Annotated in this window: 25 protein-coding genes and 1 pseudogene; 19 read left to right on the forward strand and 7 right to left on the reverse strand. The window is 46.2% G+C overall.

The window, feature by feature from the left end:
• Positions 1-146: 146 nt before the first annotated feature.
• From G358_RS0119150 to G358_RS0119160, 3 genes are all read right to left on the reverse strand, one after another.
• The gene (locus tag G358_RS0119150) at positions 147-842 is read right to left on the reverse strand and encodes a CPBP family intramembrane glutamic endopeptidase (RefSeq protein WP_019638867.1); all 696 of its coding nucleotides are present in this window, start codon (positions 840-842) and stop codon (positions 147-149) included.
• Positions 829-1284 (reverse strand): MarR family winged helix-turn-helix transcriptional regulator, encoded by a 456-nt coding sequence (locus G358_RS0119155; RefSeq protein WP_019638868.1) that lies wholly within the window; start codon positions 1282-1284, stop codon positions 829-831. Before G358_RS0119155 ends, G358_RS0119150 begins: the two co-directional genes overlap by 14 nt.
• Positions 1285-1414: 130 nt before the next feature.
• The gene (locus G358_RS0119160; protein ID WP_019638869.1) at positions 1415-1756 is read right to left on the reverse strand and encodes a hypothetical protein; all 342 of its coding nucleotides are present in this window, start codon (positions 1754-1756) and stop codon (positions 1415-1417) included.
• A 189-nt stretch (positions 1757-1945) separates the two neighbouring features.
• Here G358_RS0119160 and G358_RS0119165 point away from each other — a divergent pair, with 189 nt between their 5' ends.
• Entirely contained in the window at positions 1946-2620 is a 675-nt protein-coding gene (locus G358_RS0119165; protein ID WP_019638870.1) for a uracil-DNA glycosylase, read from the forward strand.
• An 88-nt stretch (positions 2621-2708) separates the two neighbouring features.
• Here G358_RS0119165 and G358_RS0119170 read toward each other — a convergent pair whose 3' ends face one another.
• Positions 2709-3383: a stalk domain-containing protein gene (locus G358_RS0119170; RefSeq protein ID WP_019638871.1), complete on the reverse strand. Its 675-nt coding sequence runs from the start codon at positions 3381-3383 to the stop codon at positions 2709-2711.
• A gap of 680 nt (positions 3384-4063) precedes the next feature.
• Between G358_RS0119170 and G358_RS33180 the strand changes: the two genes are divergently transcribed.
• The gene (locus tag G358_RS33180) at positions 4064-4315 is read left to right on the forward strand and encodes an Ntn hydrolase family protein (RefSeq protein ID WP_157274427.1); all 252 of its coding nucleotides are present in this window, start codon (positions 4064-4066) and stop codon (positions 4313-4315) included.
• Here G358_RS33180 and G358_RS0119175 read toward each other — a convergent pair.
• Positions 4312-4656, reverse strand: coding sequence for a winged helix-turn-helix transcriptional regulator (locus tag G358_RS0119175; protein ID WP_019638872.1), 345 nt, complete (start codon positions 4654-4656; stop codon positions 4312-4314). The genes G358_RS33180 and G358_RS0119175 overlap by 4 nt on opposite strands.
• 162 nt (positions 4657-4818) lie before the next feature.
• Here G358_RS0119175 and G358_RS0119180 point away from each other — a divergent pair, with 162 nt between their 5' ends.
• From G358_RS0119180 to G358_RS0119260, 16 genes are all read left to right on the forward strand, one after another.
• Complete coding sequence (locus tag G358_RS0119180; RefSeq protein ID WP_019638873.1) at positions 4819-5757, forward strand: aldo/keto reductase family protein; 939 nt, start codon at positions 4819-4821, stop codon at positions 5755-5757.
• 366 nt (positions 5758-6123) lie between these two features.
• Positions 6124-6345: a hypothetical protein gene (locus G358_RS0119190; protein WP_019638875.1), complete on the forward strand. Its 222-nt coding sequence runs from the start codon at positions 6124-6126 to the stop codon at positions 6343-6345.
• On the forward strand, positions 6338-6931 hold the full coding sequence (locus tag G358_RS0119195) for a Fic/DOC family protein (protein WP_019638876.1): 594 nt from the start codon (positions 6338-6340) through the stop codon (positions 6929-6931). The genes G358_RS0119190 and G358_RS0119195 overlap by 8 nt, the downstream gene beginning before the upstream one ends.
• A 261-nt stretch (positions 6932-7192) precedes the next feature.
• Complete coding sequence (locus G358_RS0119200) at positions 7193-7708, forward strand: helix-turn-helix domain-containing protein (protein WP_019638877.1); 516 nt, start codon at positions 7193-7195, stop codon at positions 7706-7708.
• Positions 7705-8724, forward strand: coding sequence for a linear amide C-N hydrolase (locus tag G358_RS0119205; RefSeq protein ID WP_019638878.1), 1020 nt, complete (start codon positions 7705-7707; stop codon positions 8722-8724). Before G358_RS0119200 ends, G358_RS0119205 begins: the two co-directional genes overlap by 4 nt.
• A 324-nt stretch (positions 8725-9048) precedes the next feature.
• Complete coding sequence (locus G358_RS0119210) at positions 9049-9468, forward strand: DUF1259 domain-containing protein (RefSeq protein WP_019638879.1); 420 nt, start codon at positions 9049-9051, stop codon at positions 9466-9468.
• A 52-nt stretch (positions 9469-9520) separates the two neighbouring features.
• Entirely contained in the window at positions 9521-9943 is a 423-nt protein-coding gene (locus G358_RS0119215; protein ID WP_026342365.1) for a DUF1259 domain-containing protein, read from the forward strand.
• Between the two features lie 284 nt (positions 9944-10227).
• The gene (locus G358_RS0119220; protein ID WP_019638881.1) at positions 10228-10866 is read left to right on the forward strand and encodes a TetR/AcrR family transcriptional regulator; all 639 of its coding nucleotides are present in this window, start codon (positions 10228-10230) and stop codon (positions 10864-10866) included.
• A 79-nt stretch (positions 10867-10945) separates the two neighbouring features.
• A complete protein-coding gene (locus G358_RS0119225) occupies positions 10946-13264 on the forward strand; it encodes an ABC transporter permease (RefSeq protein WP_019638882.1) in 2319 nt (772 codons plus the stop codon).
• 4 nt (positions 13265-13268) lie between these two features.
• Positions 13269-14027, forward strand: coding sequence for an ABC transporter ATP-binding protein (locus G358_RS0119230; RefSeq protein ID WP_019638883.1), 759 nt, complete (start codon positions 13269-13271; stop codon positions 14025-14027).
• Positions 14028-14470: 443 nt separating this feature from the next.
• Positions 14471-15391 carry a sugar phosphate isomerase/epimerase family protein gene (locus tag G358_RS0119235; RefSeq protein ID WP_019638884.1) on the forward strand — a complete coding sequence of 307 codons (921 nt, stop codon included), beginning with the start codon at positions 14471-14473 and terminating at the stop codon, positions 15389-15391.
• A gap of 179 nt (positions 15392-15570) precedes the next feature.
• On the forward strand, positions 15571-16671 hold the full coding sequence (locus G358_RS0119240; RefSeq protein WP_019638885.1) for a sugar ABC transporter substrate-binding protein: 1101 nt from the start codon (positions 15571-15573) through the stop codon (positions 16669-16671).
• A gap of 82 nt (positions 16672-16753) precedes the next feature.
• Positions 16754-18253 (forward strand): sugar ABC transporter ATP-binding protein, encoded by a 1500-nt coding sequence (locus G358_RS0119245; protein ID WP_019638886.1) that lies wholly within the window; start codon positions 16754-16756, stop codon positions 18251-18253.
• A 2-nt stretch (positions 18254-18255) separates the two neighbouring features.
• The gene (locus G358_RS0119250) at positions 18256-19239 is read left to right on the forward strand and encodes an ABC transporter permease (protein ID WP_019638887.1); all 984 of its coding nucleotides are present in this window, start codon (positions 18256-18258) and stop codon (positions 19237-19239) included.
• Positions 19240-19334: 95 nt separating this feature from the next.
• On the forward strand, positions 19335-20252 hold the full coding sequence (locus G358_RS0119255) for a ribokinase (protein WP_019638888.1): 918 nt from the start codon (positions 19335-19337) through the stop codon (positions 20250-20252).
• Positions 20253-20332: 80 nt separating this feature from the next.
• Positions 20333-21079: a DeoR/GlpR family DNA-binding transcription regulator gene (locus tag G358_RS0119260; RefSeq protein ID WP_019638889.1), complete on the forward strand. Its 747-nt coding sequence runs from the start codon at positions 20333-20335 to the stop codon at positions 21077-21079.
• Positions 21080-21254: 175 nt separating this feature from the next.
• Here G358_RS0119260 and G358_RS0119265 read toward each other — a convergent pair whose 3' ends face one another.
• Positions 21255-21650 (reverse strand): VOC family protein, encoded by a 396-nt coding sequence (locus G358_RS0119265; protein WP_026342367.1) that lies wholly within the window; start codon positions 21648-21650, stop codon positions 21255-21257.
• Positions 21651-21728: 78 nt separating this feature from the next.
• On the opposite strand from G358_RS0119265, the pseudogene G358_RS30495 reads away from it, so the two are divergent.
• A pseudogene (locus G358_RS30495) lies at positions 21729-22265 on the forward strand (class I SAM-dependent methyltransferase); the annotation flags it as partial.
• Between the two features lie 149 nt (positions 22266-22414).
• Here G358_RS30495 and G358_RS0119275 read toward each other — a convergent pair.
• Positions 22415-26410, reverse strand: coding sequence for a glycoside hydrolase family 10 protein (locus tag G358_RS0119275; protein ID WP_019638892.1), 3996 nt, complete (start codon positions 26408-26410; stop codon positions 22415-22417).
• Positions 26411-26522: the final 112 nt, after the last annotated feature.

The following is a 26522-nucleotide window of genomic DNA, read 5'->3' on the forward strand; positions in this document are numbered from 1 at the left end:
AACAGAGTATTCATACATCAAAGGCCGCTCCACTTAGAGTGGCTTTTGGATTAAGTCTTCGATCATCTGATAGTAGAATAACTCCTCCGTAATGCGGGTTGGCCATTTTACAAGCTGCTCCCCACGATCCGCGCATTATGAATAGGCTATGAACCACCATTTTTTTTCGATAACGCCTGAATCGGATACCAAGTTATATGGAAAAGCATATGAACAATAATAGCTGCAAGTAATCCAGATTTAGTAAAGGAAATGGATGCACACACGCCTACCCACATATTCCCTGCAGCTGCATAGATATACATTTCCCTTTTTGGTTCTGTTGCGACGAGTTTTATTGAAGGGAGGTGGGCAATAGCAAAAAGTAGACTAGAAATGAACACGCTTGTATATAAAGAAAAGCTATAATTTAAACCCATTATTTGCAATACCCACACAAATAGAGATAGTAAGCCCCAACGGAAGATGACTTCCTCTATAACACCACCATAGAATACTCGGCTTAAAATTCCCATTTGGCGATAGTGACCTTCAATTTCATTAAAATCTTTAGGCGTGATTTTTGGTTTTAAGTAACCATAGTACATGATGAAATGAATAATAGAACAAATCATACCAATGATAGAGCCTGTGAGTACAGCTTCATTGGAATAAAGGTTAAAGCCTGCTCGTTGTGCAGCAAATGCACCTGCCCCAGAAAATAAAATGACCGTTACTAAATGCGCTATTAACCTTTGCCGATCTGACATATCATCTTTTACGTGTACATCTTCTGTCTTGTACATAAAATAAACGCCTGGAAAACAAATGAGGGCAACAACAAGCCAATTACTCCAATCCATTATTTTCACGCCCTTCCTCTGACATGACAATGGTGTGGAGCTCGTTTACTGCACGTTCGAGCTGATCCATGACATCTGGATGAAGCTTTGAATAATACTCATCCGCTATTTTTTGGTCGATCCTGTTGTATGTATTATATAAGTCAACGCCTTTCTCTCCCATTGTGACAATAATTTCACGACGGGATTTTAAATTAATCGTACGGACAATATATTTGTTTTGTTCTAGTTTTGCTAAAAGCTGACTAATCGCCCCCGGTGTAACATTCATCTTACTCGCCAAGTCGTTGACTGATAATGCAGTATGTCTATATACATGCTCTAGCACCAATGCCTGTCTCGGTGTTAATTGATGACCAATGATTTCTTCATAATGATGAAGTAAGGCATAGTTAATTTCATCCAGCTTGGCAAAAATCGATTTCATTCTATCCATTTCCATGTAACATAATCCCTCCTTAATAAACCTAAAATATTTAGACATCTAAAATATATAGATTTATTATATCAGTCCTCACTTACAAACGCAATTCCGCTATCTGGACTGCAAGGAGTAGGAGTACACAGTGTCTCTACGAATTTGTTTTTTTCAGCAATTCTTTTATTTCCTGAAGCTGTTCTTCCGTCATTTGTTGAGATTGATGAATTGTATTTAGCTTTTCCTCTACTTTCTTTAATCGAAGTTGGGTTTCTTTTTGAACTTTCTCGGTATTCTTTTGCGTTTTGGAATTATCCATGATGACTAGGATCGTGAGGCCTGCACCAAAGATGGTTAGTCCTCTAGCGATTTGATTTAAATCCAGTTGATCCATGGCGAATAGGCAATCGGCAAGTCCTGCCCCGATGAGTATACCGCCGATCGTTACAATCCCATTTCGTTTCCATTTATCAGGGATATTTAATGTTTGTTTCATTTATAGATCTCCTTCAGCTAGGTAACAAGTTAATCATTCCTACTATAATATGCTTACTAGTATTCTACTATATAACCCTAGATCACGAACTATATCTACAAAGAGAGAGACAGCAAGTGCGGACGGAAAAAAATGCCATATGGTATAATCTAGCTATAATTATTTACTTGCGGGAGGATAAAACTTGACATGGCGATATTGAATAACGACTGGGCGGTTGATTTAGAGCAGGAGTTTACGAAGCCATACTACTTAAATCTACGGCAATTTCTTATTGATGAGTATCGGACAAGAACGATTTATCCGGATAAATATGATATTTTTAATGCACTGCACTACACATCGCTGGCTGACACGAAGGTGGTTATTTTGGGTCAGGATCCTTATCATGGACCGGGGCAGGCTCACGGCTTAAGCTTTTCCGTCAAAGAGGGCATAAGCGCACCTCCATCCTTACAAAATATGTTCAAGGAACTGCAGGATGATTTGGGCTGCTTCATTCCCAACAACGGTCATTTACTTAAGTGGGCGCAGCAGGGGGTATTACTTCTTAACACTGTGCTTACGGTAAGAGCGCATGAAGCGAATTCTCATAGGAACAGGGGATGGGAGAGTTTCACGGATAGAGTCATAGAGACGATCAATCTGAAAAATGAGCCAGTCGTATTCCTCCTGTGGGGAAGCCACGCCCAGAAGAAGGCGGAGCTGATTACGAACCAACGGCATATGATTATCCGTTCGCCGCATCCGAGTCCGTTGTCTACCCATAGAGGATTTTTTGGCAGCAAGCCGTTTTCTCGTGCTAACGAATTTCTGCGTAAGATGGGGCTGCAAGAAATAGATTGGCAAATTCCTAACTTGTAAGAGATGAAATAGGAAAAGCTCTTACCGTAAAGGGCAAGAGCTTTTGAATCTAATTAGGTCTATGTTTTCAGTAGTACTCCGTAGCGGCTTACTTGTACTGAGATGTTGTTAACGGAACAAATACAGCGCCGTCTTTCTTTGCGGAGGCATAGACATACAATGTATTAACGCCGGCAATATTGACTTCGACCGTAGTCAAACCATCTTCAACTTTAATGACGGGAACTTCTTTTAAAACGATATTTTTATCCGCATCTTGAATAACCAGCTCTTCGAGATCTTGACCAATAGCGGCGATTTGCAATTGCAAGGTTTGATGCTGCTTTTTAGGATAAAGCATGAAGCTGGCAGAACGATTACCAGTGCCATTATTATAATATACTTCCTTGTAATCTTTTCCCTTATAGACGGTCAAATCCGGGTCTTTGGTATGATACATGTCTTTAAATCCAACAGATATTGCTGTTCCCTCAGTTTTGTTCCCGAAAATAACAGTCCTGCTTGCCGCATCATAGTCAACAGCCACTCCTAGGGCATCTGCGATAGCTTTTGCAGGTATGTAGTTGGCATCGTTATATGTAATTGGTACTACGACGTTTCCTTTAGCATCTCTTAGTTGCACCGGGGTACCATCCACCGTAACTTTAATATCCGGATTTAAGTAAGCTTTTATTTCTTGAAGTTTAGTGGCAGCGTATGCACCTGTTCCCATGCTAGCGAGTATTGTCACGCCAAGAATTGCTGCCATTGTTTTCCTCTTCAAATAGATTCCTCCTTAGTAAATACTTAACTAAGCAAATTATATAAAAATTTAAATGTTGAGCCAAGAGACTTATTGACTAAGTTACTACGATACAAACCTTTTCTTTTGTTTCAATAATTTGTGATGAGCAAATGTACCTGTAATCCCCTGAAAAAAGGCATAAGTAATGTAAAGCGTCATAATCATAGCTCCGGCATTTATTTGAGTCGGGTACTCCATGAATTGGAGTGCCTTTGAAAAGACATAGAAACTAAATAAACACAGCACATACTCTGCTTATTTTTTAACAACACCAATGGCTAAAATGGCGAGAATTAACGGATCCACAAAACATCAGCCGTGAAACCAGATGTCATAGAAATCTGGTATTTTGAAGCTAACGGGAAGTTGGCTTGAAAATCTGGGGAGATTTTTTTAATTGGAGGGATTTTAAGATGTGCACTACATTTACGCTTCGGAATCATAAATCCATTTTACTGGGCAGAACTACGATTTTTATTACGGGTATGGCTTAATTGTAGCAAGTAAAAGAGGCCTGCGGAAGGAAGCGTTTAAGAAAAAAGGCCGGATTGGAGCAGCGTGGACATTCAAATACGGAAATGTGACCTTCGCACAGTTTGGACGCGAGCTGCCTATGAGTGGAACGAATGAAAAAGGCTTGGCCATTGCGATGATGTATCATGAAGACGGGCAATACAGTGATCATTGAATATGTGGATGGAAGCCCACAAGTGATCAAGGAAGAAAAGTACTTTGCGGTAACGAATACCAGCTTCGAAAAATCGCTGCAATATGCCAATTCATTCAAAGAAACTCCTATACCTAAATTGTCGAGGTGGGTAAATTCTCTTGACCGTTTTACACTTGCGTATCGTCTCGTGGAAAGTAACCCGGCTCCTCCATTCCGGCTATTCTTTCTTTCGTCTACCTAAGTCCAACGAGCCGCCCACAGCTTCATTTCATGGCAAATGACGTGCAGGTCTTGTCCCTTTGGCGTCAGTGAATATTCGACCGTCACGGGTACGGTTGGAAATACATTGCGCTCCAGAACCCCCTGATCTTCCAGATGCCGGAGCGTACTGGTCAGTGCGCGGGGACTTATACTTGGAATTTTACGCTGCAGTTCCCCGAACCGGAGCGTGCCGCTGAACAGTTCCCGGATGACGAGAAACGCCCATTTGCCCCCCAGAACGTCTAACGTTTTTTCGATGTTGCATTCAATATGCTCAGGCGTTTTTGGAATATAGCTGCTAGCCTTTTTTGCTGTTGCCATTAGATTATCTCCTCCGATAAACAATACTATACTTTGTATAGTACCTATACCTCATATAATTAAGTGAAAAACATTTCACTGCTTCCAATTGTATATGAGATTATATAGAATGAAAAGGGAGACATGAAAAGGGTTGCAACTTTTAATAAGGAGGCCTATAAGATGAAATATAGAAGATTAGGCGGAAGTGGACTTAAAGTCAGCGAAATCAGCTTGGGCAGTTGGCTTACATATGGAGGTTACGTAGAACGCGAGAACGCGGTAAATTCCATTAAAACTGCCTATGATCTGGGAATTAACTTTTTCGACACTGCCAATGTTTATGAGAAGGGCGCTGCGGAAGAACTGGTAGGGAAAGCGCTGAAGGCTTATCCGCGCGAATCCTATGTGCTGGCTACGAAAGCGTTCTGGCCCATGGGTGAAGGTCCGAACGACCGCGGATTGTCGCGCAAGCATATTGTCGAACAGGCGAACGCCAGCTTGAAGCGCCTTGGCCACGACTACGTTGATATTTTCTACTGTCATCGCCATGATCCGGAAACACCACTGCATGAAACGCTGCGCGCCATCGACGATCTGATTCGCCAAGGCAAAGTGTTGTATGCCGGTGTTAGTGAGTGGCAAGCTTCCCAAATTGCAGAAGCGCTTGGCGTTGCCGACCGTTATCTGCTGGATCGTATCGTCGTCAATCAGCCCGTTTATAATATGTTCGACCGCTATATCGAGAAGGAAGTCATTCCGCTCTGCGAACGTTCCGGCATCGGCCAAGTCGTCTTCTCTCCGCTTGCACAAGGCTTGCTGACCGGCAAATACACGTCCGCTACCGACGTCCCGCAGGATAGCCGTGCGGCTAAGCTTGATTGGATGCGCAAAGGCATTACAGAAGAGAAGATTGCTAAGGTTAAGCAGCTTGAAGCGATTGCAGCGGAGCTGGGAATTACCGTGGGCAACCTTGCGCTGGCTTGGATTCTGAGCCATGAGAACGTTGCGAGTGCGCTCGTTGGCGCCAGCCGTCCAGAACAAGTAACGGAGAACGCCAAAGCATCGGGCATCGATCTTAGCGAAGATGTTCTGAACCGGATTGAAGAAATTTTGAAATAGGAGAGTTATGACCCGTCGAAGAAAGTAGTCGTTATAGACGAAGCGGCATGCTTGAACTTTCGGACATTGGGGCGTAACGGTTCCTTTCCTGATCATAAAGACAATGGCCGCACTCAAAAGCAATTAGCTTTGAGGCGGCTGTTTATTTTAAATGCTGACCTTTATCTTTTGCTGTACTGTGGGTCTCCATATATACAAGCATCATACAATATTCTCACTCCTAGTTAGAGTTAGATCATTAGGAGTATCACTTACGATGCTAGCATTGCTTCGCAATGACCCCGAGAGTTCAACAGGCGTTGAGAAGTGTGAATGTGGTATAATAGATTATATGAGCATATTCATGGGGAAAGGTGGACATACTTAATGCATATTAATGTAATAAGTCAGAACCACAAAGGAATGATTCGATTGAGAAGATTTTCAAAACGCAAAAAGGCGGCCCTATTGTATGCTCGTTCGTCTCTTGCGATCGAAGGCATTTATCTTACAGTAGAAGAAAATCAATTATTGTTAGAGAGAAGTAACGGACGAATGAAGAATTCTGAATTTTTAGCCCGTGCTTTGGAAATTGCAAAGAATGTATGATTATGATGAGTCCCCATACTTCTATCCTGGTACTGAAGTTTTAATTAATATACCTGGGCTTCGAGTACAAAAACAGCTTGATGCCTATGAACGCTTGGTAACAGCAGATCGTTTAAGAATACTTGCTTTAAAACCATTGAAGGGTAGTTTTAACTTAAAACTCTTATGCGATATTCATAGATTCATATTTAAAGATGTTTATCCTTTTGCAGGGAAGCTACGTGAGGAAGACATTTCAAAAGGAAGTTTTCGGTTTGCTCATGTGAAATTTCTTCTTGAGCAGACCAATCAGCTTCTAAGCAAGCTTAGGCAAGAAAAGATTTTAAAGGGCTTATCGAAAGCTGTCTTTATAGATAGGTTGACATATTATCTAACAGAACTAAATGTTCTTCACCCTTTTCGAGAAGGGAATGGTAGGGTTCAACGTGAGTTTTTTCGCTGTTTAGCCTTAGAGTCCGGCTATTCTATAAATTGGGCAAATGCTGATGCCGATAAAATATTGGATGCAATGATTAAGTCACCTTTTAATAGTACTCGATTAAGAAATGTATTAACTTTACTAATAGAAGAAATGGAGCAACCGTAGACATTATGATGGCATTGCCTTCGGACAGGGCTTAGACTCCCCTCGCCTCCATTAATGCAATATGCACAATCAAATCCACAACCGTATGAGGTTCGTGGATTTTTGCTTTTCTTAGATTAAAAAAATGCTGTAACCCTGGGAACTAGTCGAGCCAATATACATACCAGGCCGCTTACAGACATAAAATATTCAAACCACCCTTGACATAATTTATGTCGAAGTATATGCTGATGACATAAATTATGTCAGGGGTGTTTTCGAATGAATAAACAAGAGTTGAAGCATTCCAGAACTGTATTGGAATATTTGGTCATGATTAATGAGTTGTCTTATTCCGGAATCGGACGGGAGCTCAACATTACACCGCAGCAGTTCTCGGATTGGATTAAAAAACGCAGGCCGATTCCCCAAGAACGTCTGCAGGCACTTGCGCAGTATTTTGGAGTTGAGGAAACCGTGTTGGTTGATAACCATCAATATACGAAGCCGCTAACTACCCTGGCCAAAATCGAGCTTCATATCCTGTTAATAGAACAAAAGGTCGCGCAGCTGGAAGCAGAGGGAGCGGATGAGGAAGATATCGAGCCCTATAGGCAGAGTAAAGTAAAACTTCAGCGGGAGAGAACGGATGAGCTTCGCCTTGCGCGGGTTGCCGCAGTTTTACAGCAGGGGGATGAGCGGACGGATGCCATTATCGATTTCGTACTAAATGAGCTGGAAACCGGACGGTTGGAGGATTTAAGCAGAAAGCTGCAGAAAGGAGAGGGACCGAAGTGAGCACAGCGGTATATATTTGTCGGGAAGGCATTAACCTTTTTGGCAAAAACCAAGACGTTCCCTATCATGGAGCATACATATTTACAAATAGCCGTAATGTTGTAAAAAGAGCGATGGTCCTGCCACCGGATCATCCGGCAGAATGGATTTCACGTTATGGCAGCTTGACCGTCTCACAGGTTGGCAAGGAACTGCCGAATGGCGGAATGAATGAAGCCGGTCTCGTAGTGGAACAGACAACGTTATGGCAGTCTGCTTATCCCGAAGACAGTTCCCTTCCAGCGATTGGCGAGCTTCCCTGGATTCAGCTTTTGCTTGATACTTGTGCATCCGTACAGGAAGCGATAGAAGCCGCATCGAGGATCCGCATTGTACAACCCCTGTCCAGACTTCACTATATGATTTGTGATCGCTCCGGAGACTGCGCAGTCATTGAGTTCTTAAACGGGCAAATGAATGTGTATCGAGACAACACGCTGCCGATCCCGGTTTTGGCAAATACACCTTATGTTGAGGCAGTTAGGGACATAGAAAATACGAGGGAACAGCGGCATAATGTATATGATGATTATTCATGGAATTCTATGGTACGCTTCAAGAAAGCAGCAGCTTTCATTGCCTCTCCGATCCCGTCCGGCAAGGGAGAACAAATTGAAATTCTATTTGAAGCGCTTCGATCGGCTCAGCGAGAGGATACCGTTTATAGCCTAGTTTACGAATTGACAAAATTGGAGCTTCATTTCTTGTCGAATCGCTATCCAGAGAGGAAAGTAATTCGACTTAAAGAGTTGGATTTTTCTTTGCAATCCAATGCAAAGGTGCTCGATTTACATCAACGAGACGGTGGAGTTCTTAATGATTGTTTTGAACAGTATAACTCGAAAATGAACCGGATCGTTGTGGATTCGTTTTTTCGAAATCCGGTACTAACAGAAGCATTTGGATGGACGATTACGGAGGAAATGATTAATTTTACGGCTTCTTTCCCCGATCAGTATCGGTCTGTAGAAAAATAACTCTTTTGAGCCCGGCCTCAATGTGGAAGAGTCTCTCCTCTGCTTGCCGATAGGCTGCAGGGCGGAAAAGCGACGCTGGATCAAGATTTCTACATTGAGAAAGAGAATGAGCTTATTCTTCAATTTGGATTTTTCCTTGAAGGGCATTGAACGATTCACCACGGAAGACACTGACCTGTAAGGGTTAGTGTTTTTTTCTCTTTGGGTTCCAGGAGGGGGGGATTAGCTGCCTTATTTTTTATTGGTTCAGAATGAGTAAATCGCCTAATTCACTTTTCTTCTCTGGTCATAAGATGGTTAGAAAATGATCAAAGGAGGATTTACATGGCGAGGCAAGTAAAGGTAAGCCCGCAGTTCAAAAGACTGTGCGATCAATTTGCAAGAATTCTGGGGGGCGAATCTGAAATTGAGGAGGGGCCGGTTTGTTTTGTCACGCGGATGACGAATTTAAGTGAGACGATCCTGGGAAGAAGAACCCGTTCCCCTTTGGTTCAAATGCAGATGTTTTCTTTTGAATCTCTGGATAAATCGGGTCGTGCGCTTTGTTTAGGGGAGACTGCCGTACATCAAAATCAAGTTAATCGATTGATTTCAAATCTTCGTAAACGAGGAATAAAAGTGACTGCCCTTCATAATCACTGGCTAAAAGAAAACCCACGTTTAATGTATATGCATTGGGAAGCTATTTCGAATCCTGTTGTGTTTGCCAGAAACACAAAAGAATCCATTGCATTCTTGGGTTGACGTAGTTGGGCTATGAGGTTTTTTTAATTACGAATTGAAAGGATGAACTCATTTGGCGGAACAGGTGAAAGCAAGTCCTCGCTTTAGAAGATTATGTGATCGATTTTCAAGCATTTTAGGTGGAACGGAGCACGAGATAACCAAGGGCCCGGTTTGTTTTGTATCTAGAAATAGGAGAATAAACGCTACGATTTTGGGAAGAAAGACCACATCACCTTTAATCCGTTATCAGCTGTTCTCTTTCGAATCGCTGGACAGTTCAGGCCGCGCGCTGTGTCTAGGGGAAACGGCTCTCTTCCAAAGCCAAGTCAATCAATTGCTCAGCAATCTTCGCAAGAACGGGATTACAGTAACAGCGGTTCATAATCACTGGCTGTTTGAGAAGCCGCGTCTAATGTATATCCACTGGGAATCAATCGATGATCCCATCGCATTCGCAAGGAAGGTCAAGCGTTCTATAGCTTTCTTAGGTTAAGATTGTTGGAGGAGTATCCGTATCATTTAAGGTGAATGTTAAGTCCGGCCGCGTGGAGGCCGGGCTTTTTATGTCCAAAGCGGTGCTTGGCGTCCTATGACGGTGGTCAACCATATTTGACGGACAAAGGCGGAGCAGCGCTTAAGCATTAACACTGCGGATGCAGTTAACAGCAAGGAGTAACATACGGGCCACCTCTTGACATCTCCAAATGACATGTTACGATATAATAGACAGACAGTCGGTCGGTAGGTAATGCGGGGGAAGGTGAGGGAGGCATGCCAATGAGAATTGTAAAAAGTGCAGAGGAGCGTAAAAACGAAATACTGGATGCGGCGGACGAGCTCTTCGCTCTTAAGGGCTTTGACGGCACAAGCACAAACGACATTCTCGAGAAGGTCGGAATTGCGCGGGGAACATTGTATCATCACTTCAAGTCGAAAGAGGATATTATGGACGCGCTGATTGAGCGGTATAGCGCCCGTCTTTTAGGCGCAGCTCAGAATATGGCCGCAGACAAGAGCATCCCCGTTGTCGAGCGGATGATCCGTGTTGTTATGGCGCTTAACATAAGCGGCGGAAGCAGCAAGGAGATTATGGAGCATATCCACAAGCCGCAGAACGCGCTGATGCATCAGAAGATCCAAAGGGTCATTATCCATGGCGTGCCGCCGATATTAACGGAAATCATCCGCGAGGGGATAGAGCAGGGAATGTTCAGCACACCGTATCCTTATGAATGCATGGAGATGGTTGTGATTTATGCGAATAGCGTCTTTGATGGTGACATGGTTGCATTGACGGAGGAGGAGCGCCTATCACGAATGCAAGCCTTGATCTGCAATGTGGAGAGACTGCTTGGTGCAGAAAGCGGAAGTCTGAGGGGCGTTTTGAAAATGTTCGGGATGAACCATGAGGAGTAACGGTTATGCGTGACTGCGTGACTTTTTTAGTTCCATATAACTTGAAGTCGGTTAGACAGCTTGAGCATAGGGGTGACTTATGTATTTTAGATTAATCCGCAATGATATATCAAACAGCAAGCTGATCACGCTGACGACCACGATATTTGTAGCAGCGGCAGCTATGCTGGTCTCGCTTGCGGCGATACTCGTTGTCCATCTGTCGGGGGCGATAGATACGCTGATGACCCGGGCGAAGACGCCTCATTTTATGCAGATGCATGCTGGTGAACTTGATCCTGCCCGGCTGACGGAATTTGCGAATCGGCACAGCAATGTCGATGAATTTCAGGTGCTGGAGTTTCTCAATATGGACGGCGCCCGGATTGTACTAGGGGATCGTTCGCTTGCGGATAGTGTCCAGGATAACGGATTCAGCGTCCAGAGCGATAAGTTTGACTATCTGCTTGATCTGAACGGGAATATCATAGACGTATCTGACGGCGAGCTGTATGTACCCGTCAACTATATGAGGGATAACACGGCCAAGCTTGGCGACAGGGCAGTCATCAGCGGCAAGGAATTTACCGTAGCGGGATTTCTGCGCGATTCACAGATGAATTCGATGCTTTCCTCCTCCAAGCGATTTCTGGTTAGTCCCCAGGACCACGCAGAATTACAAAGCCTGGGCAATACGGAATATCTGATCGAATTCAGATTGAAGGATTTATCGGCACTAGGGGCTTTCGAGACGGATTATGCTGCTGCAGGACTGGAAGCGAACGGGCCAACGATTACATATCCGCTATTTAAAATGATCAATGCACTTTCCGATGGAATGATGATTGGGGTCATCCTGCTAGTGAGCGTGCTCGTCGTGGCCATCGCCTTGATGTGCATCCGTTTTACGCTCCTTGCGAAAATCGAAGACGATTACCGAGAAATCGGAGTGATGAAGACATTAGGGCTGCGTATTTCCGACATTAAGAAGATTTATCTTGCCAAATACGCGGCCATTGCGGTGACGGGGGGCTTGACGGGCTTTGGATTGTCCTTGGTCTTCAAAGATCTGCTTCTTGAAAATATCCGGCTGTATATGGGGGAGAGCAGCCGCGCATCCCTGGCGCCGTTTCTTGGAATCATCGGCATTCTGCTTGTTTTTCTCGCCATTATGATTTATGTGAGTGGAGTGCTGAGACGCTTTCGGAGAATTTCTGCGGCGGAAGCCATTCGTTTCGGCAATTCTCAGGAAAAGACGACAGTAACAAAGCACATGCGCCTAAGCACGAACCGGCTGTTCAACACGAATATTTTTCTAGGGGTCAAGGATGTTCTGGCCCGAAAAAAACTGTACGCCACCATGCTGATCGTGCTGATCATGTCCGTATTTATCATGATTGTGCCGCAGAATCTATACAACACGATTTCCTCCAAGAGCTTCATTCAATATATGGGAGTCGGGAGCTATGATTTGCGCGTTGATCTCCAGCAGACCGACCGCATTTCCGCCAAAGCCGCTGAAATTTTAAAGGCAATGAAAGAGGATAAGGCCATTTCCGAGTATGCCGTGTTTGCCACGAAAACGTTCAAAGTAACAACAGAAGCCGGCGCGGAAAAAAATTTAAAAATCGAACTCGGCGACCATTCGATATTCCCTATCGCCTACTCCCAGGGCAGAGCACCTGCCGCAGCAGACGAGATTGCGCTGTCCACTTTGAACGCGGAGGAGCTGAGCAAGAAGACCGGCGATGTCATCACCCTGGTGATCGGGGGGAAGGAAAGGAAGCTGACGGTCAGCGGCATCTATTCCGACATCACCAACGGAGGCAAAACAGCGAAGGCTGTTTTCAACGATCATACGGCAGACGCAATGTGGTACATCATTTCTGCAGAGCTTGCAGACCCATCCCTCATCCACAGCAAGGTCGCGGACTATGCGGGCAGGTTTGCTTACGCTAAGGTTTCTGACATGGATGCCTATATTGCACAGACGTTTGGTTCCACCATAAGCTCCATCGAAAAGGCCTCTTATGCGGCCGTTGCAGTAGCTCTCATGATCATGGTACTGGTTACGCTGCTGTTCATGAAACTGCTTGTTGCCAAAGATAGATACTCCATCGCCGTCATGAAAGCCTTCGGCTTCACAGGCTCCGATATTCAGGCGCAGTATGTATCGCGTGCGGTGTTCGTGCTGATGATCGGCATTGTCCTTGGCACGCTTCTGGCCAACACGCTCGGAGAGGTGCTTGCCGGGGCGGTGGTCTCCTCCTTTGGAGCGGCAGCGTTTCGTTTTACGGTCGAGCCGCTTGCGGCCTATTTGCTAAATCCGCTGATGATGACTGGCACGGTGCTGATCGCCACCATCCTCGGCACCTTGGGCGCGGGTCGAATCACCATTTCCGAACATATAAAGGAGTAGGCCTATGAAGAAAATCATTATTGGAGATCACCTCGTAAAAACCTTCGGCGAAGGCGATGAAAGGCGCAACGTATTGGGCGGCGTGACCGTGGAAATAGAGAAAGGCGAGTTCGTGGCCGTTATGGGGCCTTCGGGCTCGGGAAAATCAACGCTGATGTTTGCGCTGAGCGGTACGGATCGTATAAATGACGGAAAGGTCTTGTTTGATAGCAAGGATCTATCCAAGCTTGGGGAGAATGAGCTTGCGGATATGCGCAGAACCCAGATGGGTTTTGTATTTCAACAGCCGACCATGCTGAAGCACTTGAACATTCTTGACAACATCATTCTTCCGTCCATGCGGGGGAGCAGAAAGAACGCCGCAGAAATTACGGCAAAGGCAAGAGCGCTTATGCAAAGGGTAGGCATTGCCGAGCTTGAGAAGCGCGACATGACCCAGGTGTCCGGAGGCCAGCTGCAGCGGGCGGGAATATGCCGCGCACTGATGAACAGCCCGAAAATTATATTCGGCGACGAGCCTACGGGCGCGCTCAACTCTAAATCGGCCGAGGAGATTATGGACCTGTTTTCAGAAATCAATGCAGAGGGGACCGCGATTCTGCTTGTCACTCACGACGCCACGGTTGCGGCACGGACAGAACGTATTATGTTCATGCGCGATGGAACGATCGTCAGCGAATTGAAGCTTCCGAAGTATAACGGGACGGACACCGATGGAAGGGTCGGGCAGGTAACAGCGAAGATGAGAGAAATAGGAGTATAGCTGCAAAAGTAAGGCATTTCGATTATTTACATTGCTGTTATTGTTCCATCGAATATTGCAGTAGTCGAACATTGTAGGAATTGACACAATATGATAAGAGCGTTCACTTCAACCTAGTCCGCAGGAGGCTGGGTTTTTCTTGTTATCAAAGTTTTTTACAAAATGGGATATCACCCAATTATCAAAATAGATTCATAAATAGTCATTTAATTTCTTTTTTTATCATTATATAATGAATTTTAATGAAACTAATTGACATAATAGAGTCAATATATTACTATAAAAGCAACAAACGGTCATTATTTTTTATAAATTATCAAAAAGAGACAAAAATCGTCGAATGAGAAGAGGGGGGATCGCTTTTTCTGAACAGACCAACCATAGCCTGCTAGTACAGAGAGAAGATAAATAAGAGGGAACCTAACTGAAAAGGAGAGTTATCCATGAAATTCGCAACTAGGCTTAATTCTTTTCCTAATCGCTCCGTCGTTGAGACCATAGACCAAATCGCTGCGGTATCCGGTGTGACTCATGTGGACTTGAATTATCCCGAGCATTTTCAAACGAACAAAGTAGAAGACATCAAAGAAGCGCTCACACGGAATAACATCAAGTTGAATGCGATTAACCCGAGATTCCGGAGTGACTTTATTAACGGTGAGCTGGGAAACTCTGATCCGCAGGTGGCACGTAAGGCCATTGATCTTTGCAAGCAATCGATTGATGTGTGTAGAGAACTAGGCGGCGAACATGTAATTATTTGGCTGGGTTATGAGGGATTCGACTACTCCTTCCAAATCAACTATGCACAGGTGTGGAAGCAGGTCGCTAGTGCGATCGAAGAAATTTGCAGCTACGGCTCCGATTTAAAAATCAGTATTGAATATAAACCATTCCAGCCGCGCGCTTACTCGTTTATTTCCAGCTATGCGGACACACTGCTGATGGTTGGAGATGTAGGAGCCAGCAATTTGGGCGTAACCCTTGATTTCTGCCATATGCTGATGAAGGACGAGAATCCTTCTTATGGGTTAAGCTTGGTCGCGGAGCGTAACAAGCTCCATGGCATCCACTTAAACGATGGGAATAAGCTCAATGATGACGGCTTGATGGTAGGGTCGGTCAACTTTATTCAAACGCTTGAGTTTATCTTTTATATGAAGAAGTATAATTATCAGGGCGTTATTTACTTTGATACATTCCCGGTCCGTGAAAAGCCATTAGAGGAGCTTCAGGCGAACATAGCGATGTTTACAAAATTGGATCAACTAGTAGATCAAATCGGAATCGGTCATATCCAGTCGATCATTGATCGCAACGATGCCGTCGCGGCTCAAGAAATTATGCTTGCTTGCCTTAAGTAATACGGGTTCATCTTCATGTTTGTGGATGTACGGCCATTGATGTATGGATGTACGGTTAAGGATGGAGGCAGTTTCTGGGGGCGTATGCAAACTCTCTCAACAGTTGCAGTTATGAAACCTTAACCGTGTTTCCCACGGTTTATAGTTTGCGAGTTATACTTAATTTTGGGGGGACGAGAATGAAAAGAACAGCTATTTTGAAAACGCTTATATTAATGTTGTGCATCACCGTGTTTGCTGCCGCTTGTGGCACGAAGGAAGGATCAGGCGGGGAGACGGTTTCCTCTCCGGAACCGGCGCCAGCGGTGGAGTTTAATCCGGATGAGGCGGATGGCGTAGAGTTTAAGCAATTGAGAGAACAGTATGGAGCGGTACCGAAACCAGAGAAACCGATTATACTGGGCGGGGTTTCCAAAGCTTTTGAAAATGAATATTGGAGAACGCTAAAAGAAGGAATGGAGCTGGGTGCAGAGACGATGAGAGGTGCTGGCATCGATGTTAGCATCGATGTGAAGGCAGCGCAAGGTGAAGGAGACGAACAAGGTCAGCTGTCTATCGTTAAAGATATGATTAATAAGAGATATTCCGCATTATTGCTCTCACCAATTTCTGACGGCAACCTGACGCCGGGTGTAGAAGACGCGAAAAAACACGATATTCCGGTGATTAATGTAAACGACGGTTTGATTGCGACCGCTCCTTATTTCGTAGGCCCTAAAGCGATTCAAAATGGAGAATTAGCTGCGGAATGGATCGCTGAACAACTAAATTATGAAGGCGATATCGCGATCGTCATCGGAATGCCGAAAGCGTTCGCTGCCCGCCAGCGAACAGCAGGCTTCGAGAACTGGATTACGGAGAATGCACCCGACGTTAAAATCGTCGAGAAGCAAAATGCCGACTGGGATCGTTCCAAAGCAAGAGATTTGGCCGAAACCTGGATCAAAAAACATCCTGATCTGAAAGCGATTTTTGCCAATAACGATACGATGGCGCTCGGTATTGTGGAAGCGGTTAAAGCCTCCGGGAAGGATATCCTTGTCGTTGGCGTTGACGGGATCGGCGAAGCATACGAGTCTATTAAAAAAGGCGAACTATCTGCGACCATCGACTCTTTTCCTAAATACAAAGGACAAATTTCCGTAGAAGTCGCCCTTCGCATCCTTGGAGGACAGGAAATGCCAAGAGTCATTTGGACGCCTCAGGCCTTGATCGACAGCACGAACGTGAATACGCCGGCGGAGGAGATCATTGGCTGGGAGAACGCGGTGTTTGAATAATGAATTAATCTGACCGAAATAAACAGCCGGACAGACGCTGCCTGGTATCTTCCGGCTGTTTACATAAAGAAGGTGGAGAACGATGTCAAAACCAATCATTAGTTTCAAGACAATATCGAAGACATTTCCCGGAGTAAAAGCACTCGACAGCGTTAGCTTTGATGTGCTCGAGGGTGAAATACATGCGTTAATTGGGGAGAATGGGGCGGGCAAGTCCACCTTGCTTAACATTCTGCATGGCATCTACAACGAATACGAAGGTGAAGTTTGGATTGAAGGAAACAAGGCTGCGTTTAAGAACGCAAATGATGCAATCAAGTCCGGCATTTCCAAGGTTCATCAAGAGGTGAGCTTGATTTCAGATTTGACGGTGGGTCAAAATGTGGCTCTTGGGCATGAACCGCGGAAAGGAATGTTTATCGATTTTAAAACGATGAATGCCAAAGTGGACAGCATTCTTCAACGGTTGCGCTGTAAGTTCAAAAGTTCAGACTTGGTCAGTACTTTGAGCACGGGCGAAATGCAGATGCTTTCGATCGCCAAGGCTCTTTTTCATGAAGCGCGCATCATCTCCTTTGATGAACCAACCGCTGCCCTGACTGAAAACGAGACTCGTGCACTTTTTGAAATTATTCGGGAACTGAAGGCCAATGGCATTACGGTCATTTTTATATCGCATCGGCTTGACGAGCTGTTTGAGATTTGTGACCGCATTACGGTACTGCGGGACGGGAAATTTGTCGGAACATATCTTACGGGAGAAATGACGCGCCAAAAGCTTATTCAAAGCATGGTGGGCCGGGATGTGGCGGCATTCGCCGAACGCAAGAAGCCGGGGTTAAAAACTGATGAAATTGTACTGGAAGTGAAGAGTCTTTCCAGGAGCGGCGTATTTGAAAATATAAGCTTTCATTTGAATAAGGGTGAAATTTTAGGTTTTTCAGGCCTGGTTGGTTCTAAACGCACGGACGTGGTGCGCGCTCTTTTCGGGGCAGACCGGAAGACGTCGGGAGAAATATTTATAAAGGGCAAGAAGGGGAGGATTAACTCTCCAAAGCAGGGGTTGATGCAGGGCATTGGACTTATTCCAGAGAATCGAAAAACGCAGGGCTTTATCCGTAATATGACGAATGCGGACAATATGGGGCTTGCCGCCTTAAAGAAATTTTCACGCCTAGGCTTCATTAATCAGAAACAAAAAATCGACAACTGCAAGCAGCTTGCGGACAATCTTCAGCTTAATCCAAAGGATCCGGAGTATATGACCTACAATCTTAGCGGAGGTAACCAGCAGAAAGTTGTATTGGGGAAATGGCTCACCACGAATACTGATATTTTGATTTTTGATGAGCCTACTAAAGGGGTTGACGTCGGTGCCAAGGCTGAAATATATCGGCTGATGGAAGAGCTTTTGGAAGCGGGCAAATCGATAATTATGGTGTCCTCCGAGCTGCCCGAAGTCATTGGAATGAGCGACAGAGTAATAGTCATGCATGAAGGGAAAATGATGAAAGAGCTTCACAGGCATGAACTTGATGAAGAGACCATATTACATTATGCCATGGGAGGTTCGGTGAAGTAGCCATGAATTTAATAAACCGTACGATTAAAAATATGGGTAGGGAGCTAGGTCTACTCGTCACTTTATTCCTGATGGTTGCGATTTTCGCAATGATCGACCCGATTTATCTGAGCCCTGCTAATCTGCTGGACATCGTGGATCAGAGCACAATTAACGGTCTTCTGGCCATCGGCATTACTTTTGTCATTATTACAGGCGGTATCGACTTGTCCATTGGATCGATTATGGCGATAGTCATTGTCAGTGTAGGATGGTTTTTGACCAAAGGCGGGATGAATCCTTTCTTAGCCATCATTTTAGGCATTTTGCTTGGGGCAATGATTGGGGCATTTAACGGGCTGCTCGTTACCAGGTTTAAGCTGCAGCCGTTTATTGCAACCTTGGCTACGATGAGCGTCTTCCGGGGCGTTGCTTATATCATTACTAATGGTTGGCCTGTATTGAATATTCCGCAAAACTACCGGAATGTGATGGATGGCGATCTGGTCGGCAATTTTCCTATCTCCATTCCGATTTTGTTGGCCTTCGCCATCATTAGCCACGTCATTCTCAAGAAGACAAGAACGGGTACTTTTATATTTTCCATTGGAGGCAACGAAGAGGCAACCCGTTTATCCGGCATTAACGTAGATTTCACCAAAGTTGTTACCTATGCGTTGTGTGGCGTTGGAGCCGCGCTTGCAGGGATGGTCATGCTGGCCCGGCTGGGTACAGGCGAACCGGCGGCAGGACAGAGCTATGAGCTGTATGCCATTGCGGCGGCTGCTATAGGCGGAACTAGTTTGGCAGGAGGGAAGGGCAGCATTATTGGTACGCTGCTTGGCGCTCTAATCCTATCTGCACTAAAGACCGGTCTGGTCGTTGTTGGCGTGGATTCATTCTGGCAATATATAGCTACCGGATCTATTATTGCTATAGCGGCTTATTTTGAAATCGTTCAGAGCAAAATTGGCAGTTTTGGCAGAAGGTTATTAGGGAAAAGATAAGAGAATAAGAAAGAGGAAAGTAAGAGAAGTAAGAGAAGTAAGCAGGGAACAGAGTAGCAGCAACGAACGATGCAGCAGGATTGGAGTGAGGTTGGGTGAAAGAGAAGATCATTACTGTAATTGGCAGCTTAAACTTTGACATTATTTTTAAACAGCAGCGATTGGCAGTGATCGGCGAAACTTACTCGGCTGATCATATGTCTATTACAGGCGGAGGCAAAGGGGCAAATCAAGCGGTACAATGCGCGAAGCTTGGCGTCTCTACCTATTTGGTCGGCTCGGTAGGCAAAGATGTTCTGGGAGATCAATTGCTTCAGGATTTGAAGCTTTATGGCGTAAATATCGACCATGTTGCACGAGTGAACGAAACGACAGGCGTAGGGGTTGTGAACGCGTTAGAGGATGGGGCGCTCATGGCAACCATCTCTAAAGGCGCCAATTATACGATGACGACGGAGAGAATCGACGAAATCGAGTCTCTTCTGAAGCGGAGCTCGATCGTCATTTTGCAGCTGGAAATTCCCGCCCAAGTGGTGGAGTATTGCATTCATAAAGCGAGCGGTCTGGGCTGTTTTGTCATCTTGAATGCGGCCCCTGCAGCAGCTATTTCAGCAGAAGCATTAGCGAAGGTAAACTGCTTGGTTGTCAATGAACCGGAGGCTGCCTTCTACTGCGGGAAAGACATTAATGATCTGCAATCGGCAATCCAATATGGACCAGAGCTCTATAAAAAAACCGGAGAGCTGCTGATTATTACATTAGGCAGCAAGGGAAGCGTGCTGTTTAACGGGGCCTCTCCTATTCATATTCCAGCAAGGCCAGTCGAAGCGATTGAAACGACCGGTGCTGGGGACTCCTTTATCGGCGCATTGGCCTGCCAGCTCTTAATGAACCAGGAAATTACCGCTGCAGCGGAATATGCGACAAAAGCAGCGGCTATAACGGTAACCCGAATAGGAGGACAGCCCGCCATGCCGGCATTAAAAGAGATAGAAATGCCCCGTATCTCATAAAACGGGGCATATGATATAATTAAAATAGTCTTTCTTTTGTTGCAGAAGGCTGTAGTGTTTAAGGGTTGAGGTGACCAAACATGATTCCATATGTTCGCAGAAAGCAGATTCTTGAAGAGGTAGAAAAGAAAGAAATTGTTTATGTCGGGGAATTGGCTGAAACAATTAATAGCGCTTCGTTGTCTACAATTCGCCGGGATCTGAAAACCCTTGCCGAAGAAGGGCAAATCGAGCTTTTGCGAGGCGGCGCCGTTCGGATCAAGGAAGATTCTTATGAGACCCCAATCCGGACAAAAGAATTATTAAACATTGAGAAGAAGGATCAAATCGCTAAATTTGCCGCGTCCCTTGTGAATGAAGGAGATGTCATCTACATCGATTCCGGAACGACCGTGTTCGAAATGGTTAAATATTTGAAGGAAAAAAACATTAAAGTGGTTACTTCCAATACGAAGGTCATCCCTGAAATCTATGATGCCAAATTCAGCTGCATCGTCTTAGGCGGAGAAGTAACGAAGTCTTTAGCGTCCATCTCCGGCCCATTAACAGAAACCCAGTTGGAAAGCATGTTTTTTGATAAGGCATTTCTAGGCGCTAGCGGTTACGGTCTCAAAAGTGGAATTAATACGGCTGATCCAAAAGAAGCCAAGAAGAAGGAAATCGTGAAGAACAACACGGTGGATGTATATGTTTTAATGGATAGCTCCAAGGCGAATAAAACGACTTTCTGCAAGGCGTTCGATATTCAAGAATGTACGATTATTACCGATGAGTCCAACGATACTTTGGAGAAGCATGCCAAGTATTATATAGCCGACATGACATAAACGGGATTTTGTCCGTAATAGAGCATGTTATCTAGTCTCACGATTGCGGCTAGCTGAAGAAGACAATTGGAGTGATCGAGGGGATTCGCTCCCCTCGTTTCATTGTTAAATCCATAACCCCATTCGGTTATGGATTTTTGCTGTTCTCCGACACGCGGCCGGGAAAAGGTTCTGCTTATTTCGCGTTCTTATCCGGCTGATGAATAGCGAAAATATTGCCTTCGGTGTCCTCGTAATACCCTTGCCACGCCATACCAGGCAGGGCATGCTTCGGCACGGTAACCTTGCCTCCAAGCTGAAGAATTTTTGCTTCGGTAGAATCGTAGTCTCCGATTCCTATTGTACATGCATAACCGTTCATAGCTTGGCCTGGTACTGGAGCAGCGCCTTTGCGCTGCATCAAGGCCCCGTCAATGCCAAGTTCATTTGCATCGCCCGTTGTAGCCCCGAAATACGGCATACCCGCGTATTCGCTCCAATCTTCGAAGGTCCATCCAAATACCTCACCATAAAATTTCTTAGCGCGCTCCATGTCGTCTACATGAATTTCGAAATGAACGATTCTTCCCATGATCTCCTCCTGTGGTTTGGCTTCGTTATATCTTTCTTCTAGTATGTTGCCCTTTCCTTCTTCATATAAAAGCAGCTGCTGCAAATATTTGAAGTGGATCACCCTGCCACACAGGAAATTAAGAAGGAAAGATTGGCTAGGGCCAACTTTGAAGCTCCAAACGGCCTTCATTTTGTGCCTATGGACTTTACCGGTGGCTTCTCTTATTCAAATCTGGTGGATAAGGGTTTTGTATGTCATCATAAAACGTGCTGCAGCCTGCTCGGTGTGTCTTACTACTTAACAAAAGAGGAGATTTCGGGTCTGATCGATCGGTTGTTCTCCTTGCTGCCGCCAGGAAGCTCGATCGTTATGGATTACGCTGATGAACAGCTTTTTACGGAGAAAGGCCTATTTAATAGAGTCGAGAATATGGTTAACATGGCTGCGGCAAGCGGAGAACCGATGAAATCCTGCTTCACGTATGAGGAGATGGAGAGCATGCTGGATCAATCGGGGCTGTTAATTTACGAGCATCTCACGCCAGCGGGCATAAATGAGCGCTTTTTTCGTCAGCGGAACGATGATTTGTCCGCGTTTGAGACGATCCATTATATTCATGCGGTGAAAAGATAAGCCCTCTCGCATGGAGCCCACATGGTGATGAATGTTATCGAATGAAATAGTTGTGGAGCAGGATTGGCAGAGATCTAGGGTCCACTATAAAAAAATAAAGAACTGACGCCGATTCATATCGGCGTCAGCTTGTTCATTAATGCCGTGCGTTACAGCTTCCAAATGCGGTACAGGATGGCCGCTGCTTCAGCACGGTTGAGCGGATCATGCGGCGCCAGCTTGTCGCTCCTGCCAACCACGATGCCGCTCTTCACCAGAGCTGCGATGCTGTCTTTGGCATAATTGGCAACGCTGTCTGCATCCGCATAAGCATCCAAGGCTCCGCTTCCTTCGGTTCGGTTACCTTCGACTTGCTTGCCGGCGGCCGCAAGTGCGCGTGCCGCTATCGCCATCATATCCTGGCGGGAGATTGGAGTGTCGGGTCTGAACGAATTGTCCGCAAACCCGGCAGCGATGCCGAGCTCCCTGGCAATGGCCAATTCATGACTGTAGTAAGCAGTGAATGGAACATCACTGAAGGTGTTCTCATTGCTGCCGCTACCTTTTAGTTCCAGAGTTCTAATAAGAAGCGTGATGAATTCGGCCCTATTAATCGAAGCTTCAGGAGAGAAGCTGTTATCGTTCGTTCCTTTAATGATATCGCGAGCTGCCAGCGTATCAATGGCTTGTTTGGCCCAAGGGACATTGTGCAAATCTCCAAAGCTCTTCGATGAGAAGGCTATAGCGTAGGAGCCGAAATGGTCAGTTTGGAAAACAACCGTTCCCACTGCTGCATCATATCTTCCGTTCGGAATTGCTGTCGCGTTACCGTTGCCGTCGATGTACAGAACAACGATCTGATCCTGATGGCTCAGCTCTTCCGCTGACGGCGTGTAAGGGATGGCTACCGTTACAGGCGCATCAGGGTTATTCCAGGCGATGACATCATCGCCTGCTGTGATGCTCAGGTCGATAGCCGGACGGCTGCCGATCTGCTCGCGGGCGGCTGCGCTCCATCCCTCGGTAGGGGCTGCGCCTATGCGGATGGATATTTGGTCAGCGTCTACGGCTGCATTGGACAGCATACCGCCGGGAATTTGCAGTGTTGCTTGATTGGTCTTCAACAATAGCTCGAAGGCATCTTGCCCATTCAGGCTTTGCGCCGGAAGCTGCACTTCATAGGAAGCCGCATCCGTCTGATGCGACACGTCAATGCCGATCTGCTTCTTGCCGTTGGCTCCCTGGATGGCTTGCTCAAGCGCTTTGCTTAGGCTGTTGCTGCTGATCGTGGCGGTTGCGCGTCCCTTTTCGACTTTTATTTCCGGCGTAATTGTCACTACACCGTCTTTGCTCTCCACGGTTCCGGTCTGCGAGGCAGAGCCGCTGGCCTTATTGCTGTTGCTTCCATTTTTGCTGCTTCCACTATAGCTTCCGCCCGGGGTACCCGGCGTGTCTGGAGTACCTGGAGTACCTGGCTTGCCGATGAGCGTCAACACGCCGTACACGGAAGTGTCCTGGTAGCCGTTGCCGGTCGTATCGTTCCATGTAGCCACACTTTGGCGGGCGCCGTCCTTGCCGTCATTGATTTGGGCGTCGAAGCCTATTTTCAAATTGTTGGCCGGTGTAATCGACTTGAACGGAATCTTCATTTCCACCGTGTAGTTCGAACCGGAAACCTGGGCAGCCGATTCGAAGCCTGCGGCAAGGCTTGGTGGATTAAAAGAAGCCTCGTTAGCAAAGTTGACTCTGTACTGCCCATCGTCATCTTGATAGAACGAGGTTTTGGCATTGTTCTCGTCCAGGAAGACTTCGGCGGAATCCTGCTCCCATACGTTGGCGCTGGACTTGTCGAGCTGGGAATCGCTTACCTGGATCAATACGTACAGGTTCTTATCGTCCCACAGCGCTTTGGCAACTCCGCTTGCTCCCTGCCAGGCCATCTGATACCGGTTAATCGGCATGCCTGCTGTATCGTTCCAGACCGCGTCGACCGTTCCGTCAATGACCGGAGTGGCAAATTTAGCGGTGGATTGGTTGGCATTGCCCGTCTCGGGCTGATGCTCCTCGATGAATTTATCCGGGTTAATGACCCCGTAATAAGCCGGCTTGGCCTGTAGATTTTTATCAAATAGCAATGGATTGCTTGAGGCTCTCCAGCTTGTGGCGTCATCCAAGCCCCAGAATGTGACGCGGGCGATATGATCGGCGTGCTCCTTATAGATCTTGAACAGCTCTGCATATAAATAGCCTTGGGCATTAGCCAGCTTGTCGGAGAGCTGGTAGTCGCTGCCGGCCTGGATGTCCAGCTCGGTGATGCTCACTTCCACACCTAAGGAAATGAACTTTTTCAAGGACAACTCCACATTGGCGGGATTCGTGTTCACCGAATAATGCCCCTGCATGCCGACGCCGTCGATCAGCAGCTTGCCTGGGTGCATTTGTGCATACTTCTCATTGATCTCTTTAACCATGCTGTAGATAGCCTCGGCTTTATTCTGGTTATCATCGTTGTAATCATTGTAGTACAGCTTGATGTCCCAGCCTTTCTCGTCCAGCACTTCCCGGGCTGCGAGGAACGCCTGCTCGATATAGTCCGGACCGATGGCCTGGTACCATGGAGCCTTGCGCAGCGCCTCTTTCCAATCGGACGGATTAGGCGGATTATCGTTCATCGCTTCGTTGACGACGTCCCAGGAAATAACTCTGTCGCCGAAATGCTCAACGACCGTTTTGATGTGGGCTTTTAAATTCGCGAGCGCTTCATCCCGGCCCATGGGAGCCGTATTCCCTGAAGCATCCGTCGTCGTATTCATCCAGGCCGGTGACTGCTGATGCCAGGCCAGCACGTGTCCGTGCATCTGCATTCCCTCGGCTAGAACTTTATCCACCATGGCATCGGCGGCATCAAAGGTAAAGTTCCCTTTGCTCGGCTGCAGCGCATCCGGCTTCATGGCGTTGCCTGCTGTGGCGGTGTTGTGATGCATCTTCAGCAGCTCCAGCCGAACACCGTCGAGATCCTCCGCAGATATAGCGCTGCCGATAAGGAAGTGAGGTTGATAGGCATCTTTGACCGGAAGCAGATCCTTCTGGATGTCGATCGGCCCCGATGCTAATTTCTCAAAGCTGATGTCGTCGATATAGAAGGAGGTGTCCACACTAGGGCTTTGCAAATAGATCGTTAAATACTCGCCCCCCACGCTGTTATAGCGGTAGGTTCCCTCTAACTTCACCCAGCCATCGCCGACACTGACTGTTTTTCTGGCCAGTTCAGGATAATTTGCGCTGCTTCCTTCGCCAATTTGGGAAGACAATTGAATCTGTGAGCTTGCCGGACTGATCAGCTTGACCCAGGCGGTAACTTTATATTCGCTGCCTTTGTCCACATATTGCTCGACGCGGAGCGACGGCCCGTGCCAATCTTTTTCTCTGCCTTCAACCTTTAAAGCATACGAGCCATCTTCAGTATGGTTTGCTTCATCGGTAACGGTCAGCGCTTCAACGCCACCCCTGGCAACAAAGCCGCCTGCCGTTTGATCTTCGAAGGTGACGGTGCTAAAAGGCAAAGCCGGATCTCTAGGTGTTTCTTCTTCACCGCCGGAAGCTACTTTCTCGGTAATGCGCACGTATCCGATATAGAATGGAACCGTGGCCCCATCGTCATTGGATTGAATACGTATACGGTTATCCGTGTTCGTATCCACGGTAAATTCTTTCGTCAAAGTGATGGACTTTCCGGCAATAAAATCAGCGCCCGCCAAAAAGCCATATTTTATATCTGCCGTCTGAAGATAAACTTGCGCTCCGCTCGGTACGATCACATCAGGATCCACATAAACAGCAGTGGTCACTGTGTAAGTTTTTCCGTTTTCCAGACCGATATTTGAGTATTTGAAATCAGCGGCATCATGCCCTTGAGTTCTTTCAGTGACGTATAAAGCTGCCCCATCCTCATTGCCGTCAAATACCTTGCTGGTGACAGGCTGAAATGTAGCGCCTCCTGATTGAACAGCGTCGCCTTTGCCGTTTTTGAAAGTTTCGTGGTAAACAATTACTGTGTCTTCTGCCGCCGTTGCAGTTGTCCCGCCACCCTGGACAAACCAGCCTGTCTGAATCAGCAAAGCCGCGGCAATGGAAATCGAGATGGCTTGCTTGATCATCTTACGCATTCATTGCACTCCCCCTCAATTAATTTGGTTAAATAGGTTAAGCGCTTACATGCTTTTGCGGTAATCCTCCTTTCACGCCCAAATAATATCATCGTTAGGGGGCGCTGTCTTA

It is taken from the genome of Paenibacillus fonticola DSM 21315 (genome assembly GCF_000381905.1).
Taxonomy (GTDB): Bacteria; Bacillota; Bacilli; order Paenibacillales; family Paenibacillaceae; genus Fontibacillus; species Fontibacillus fonticola.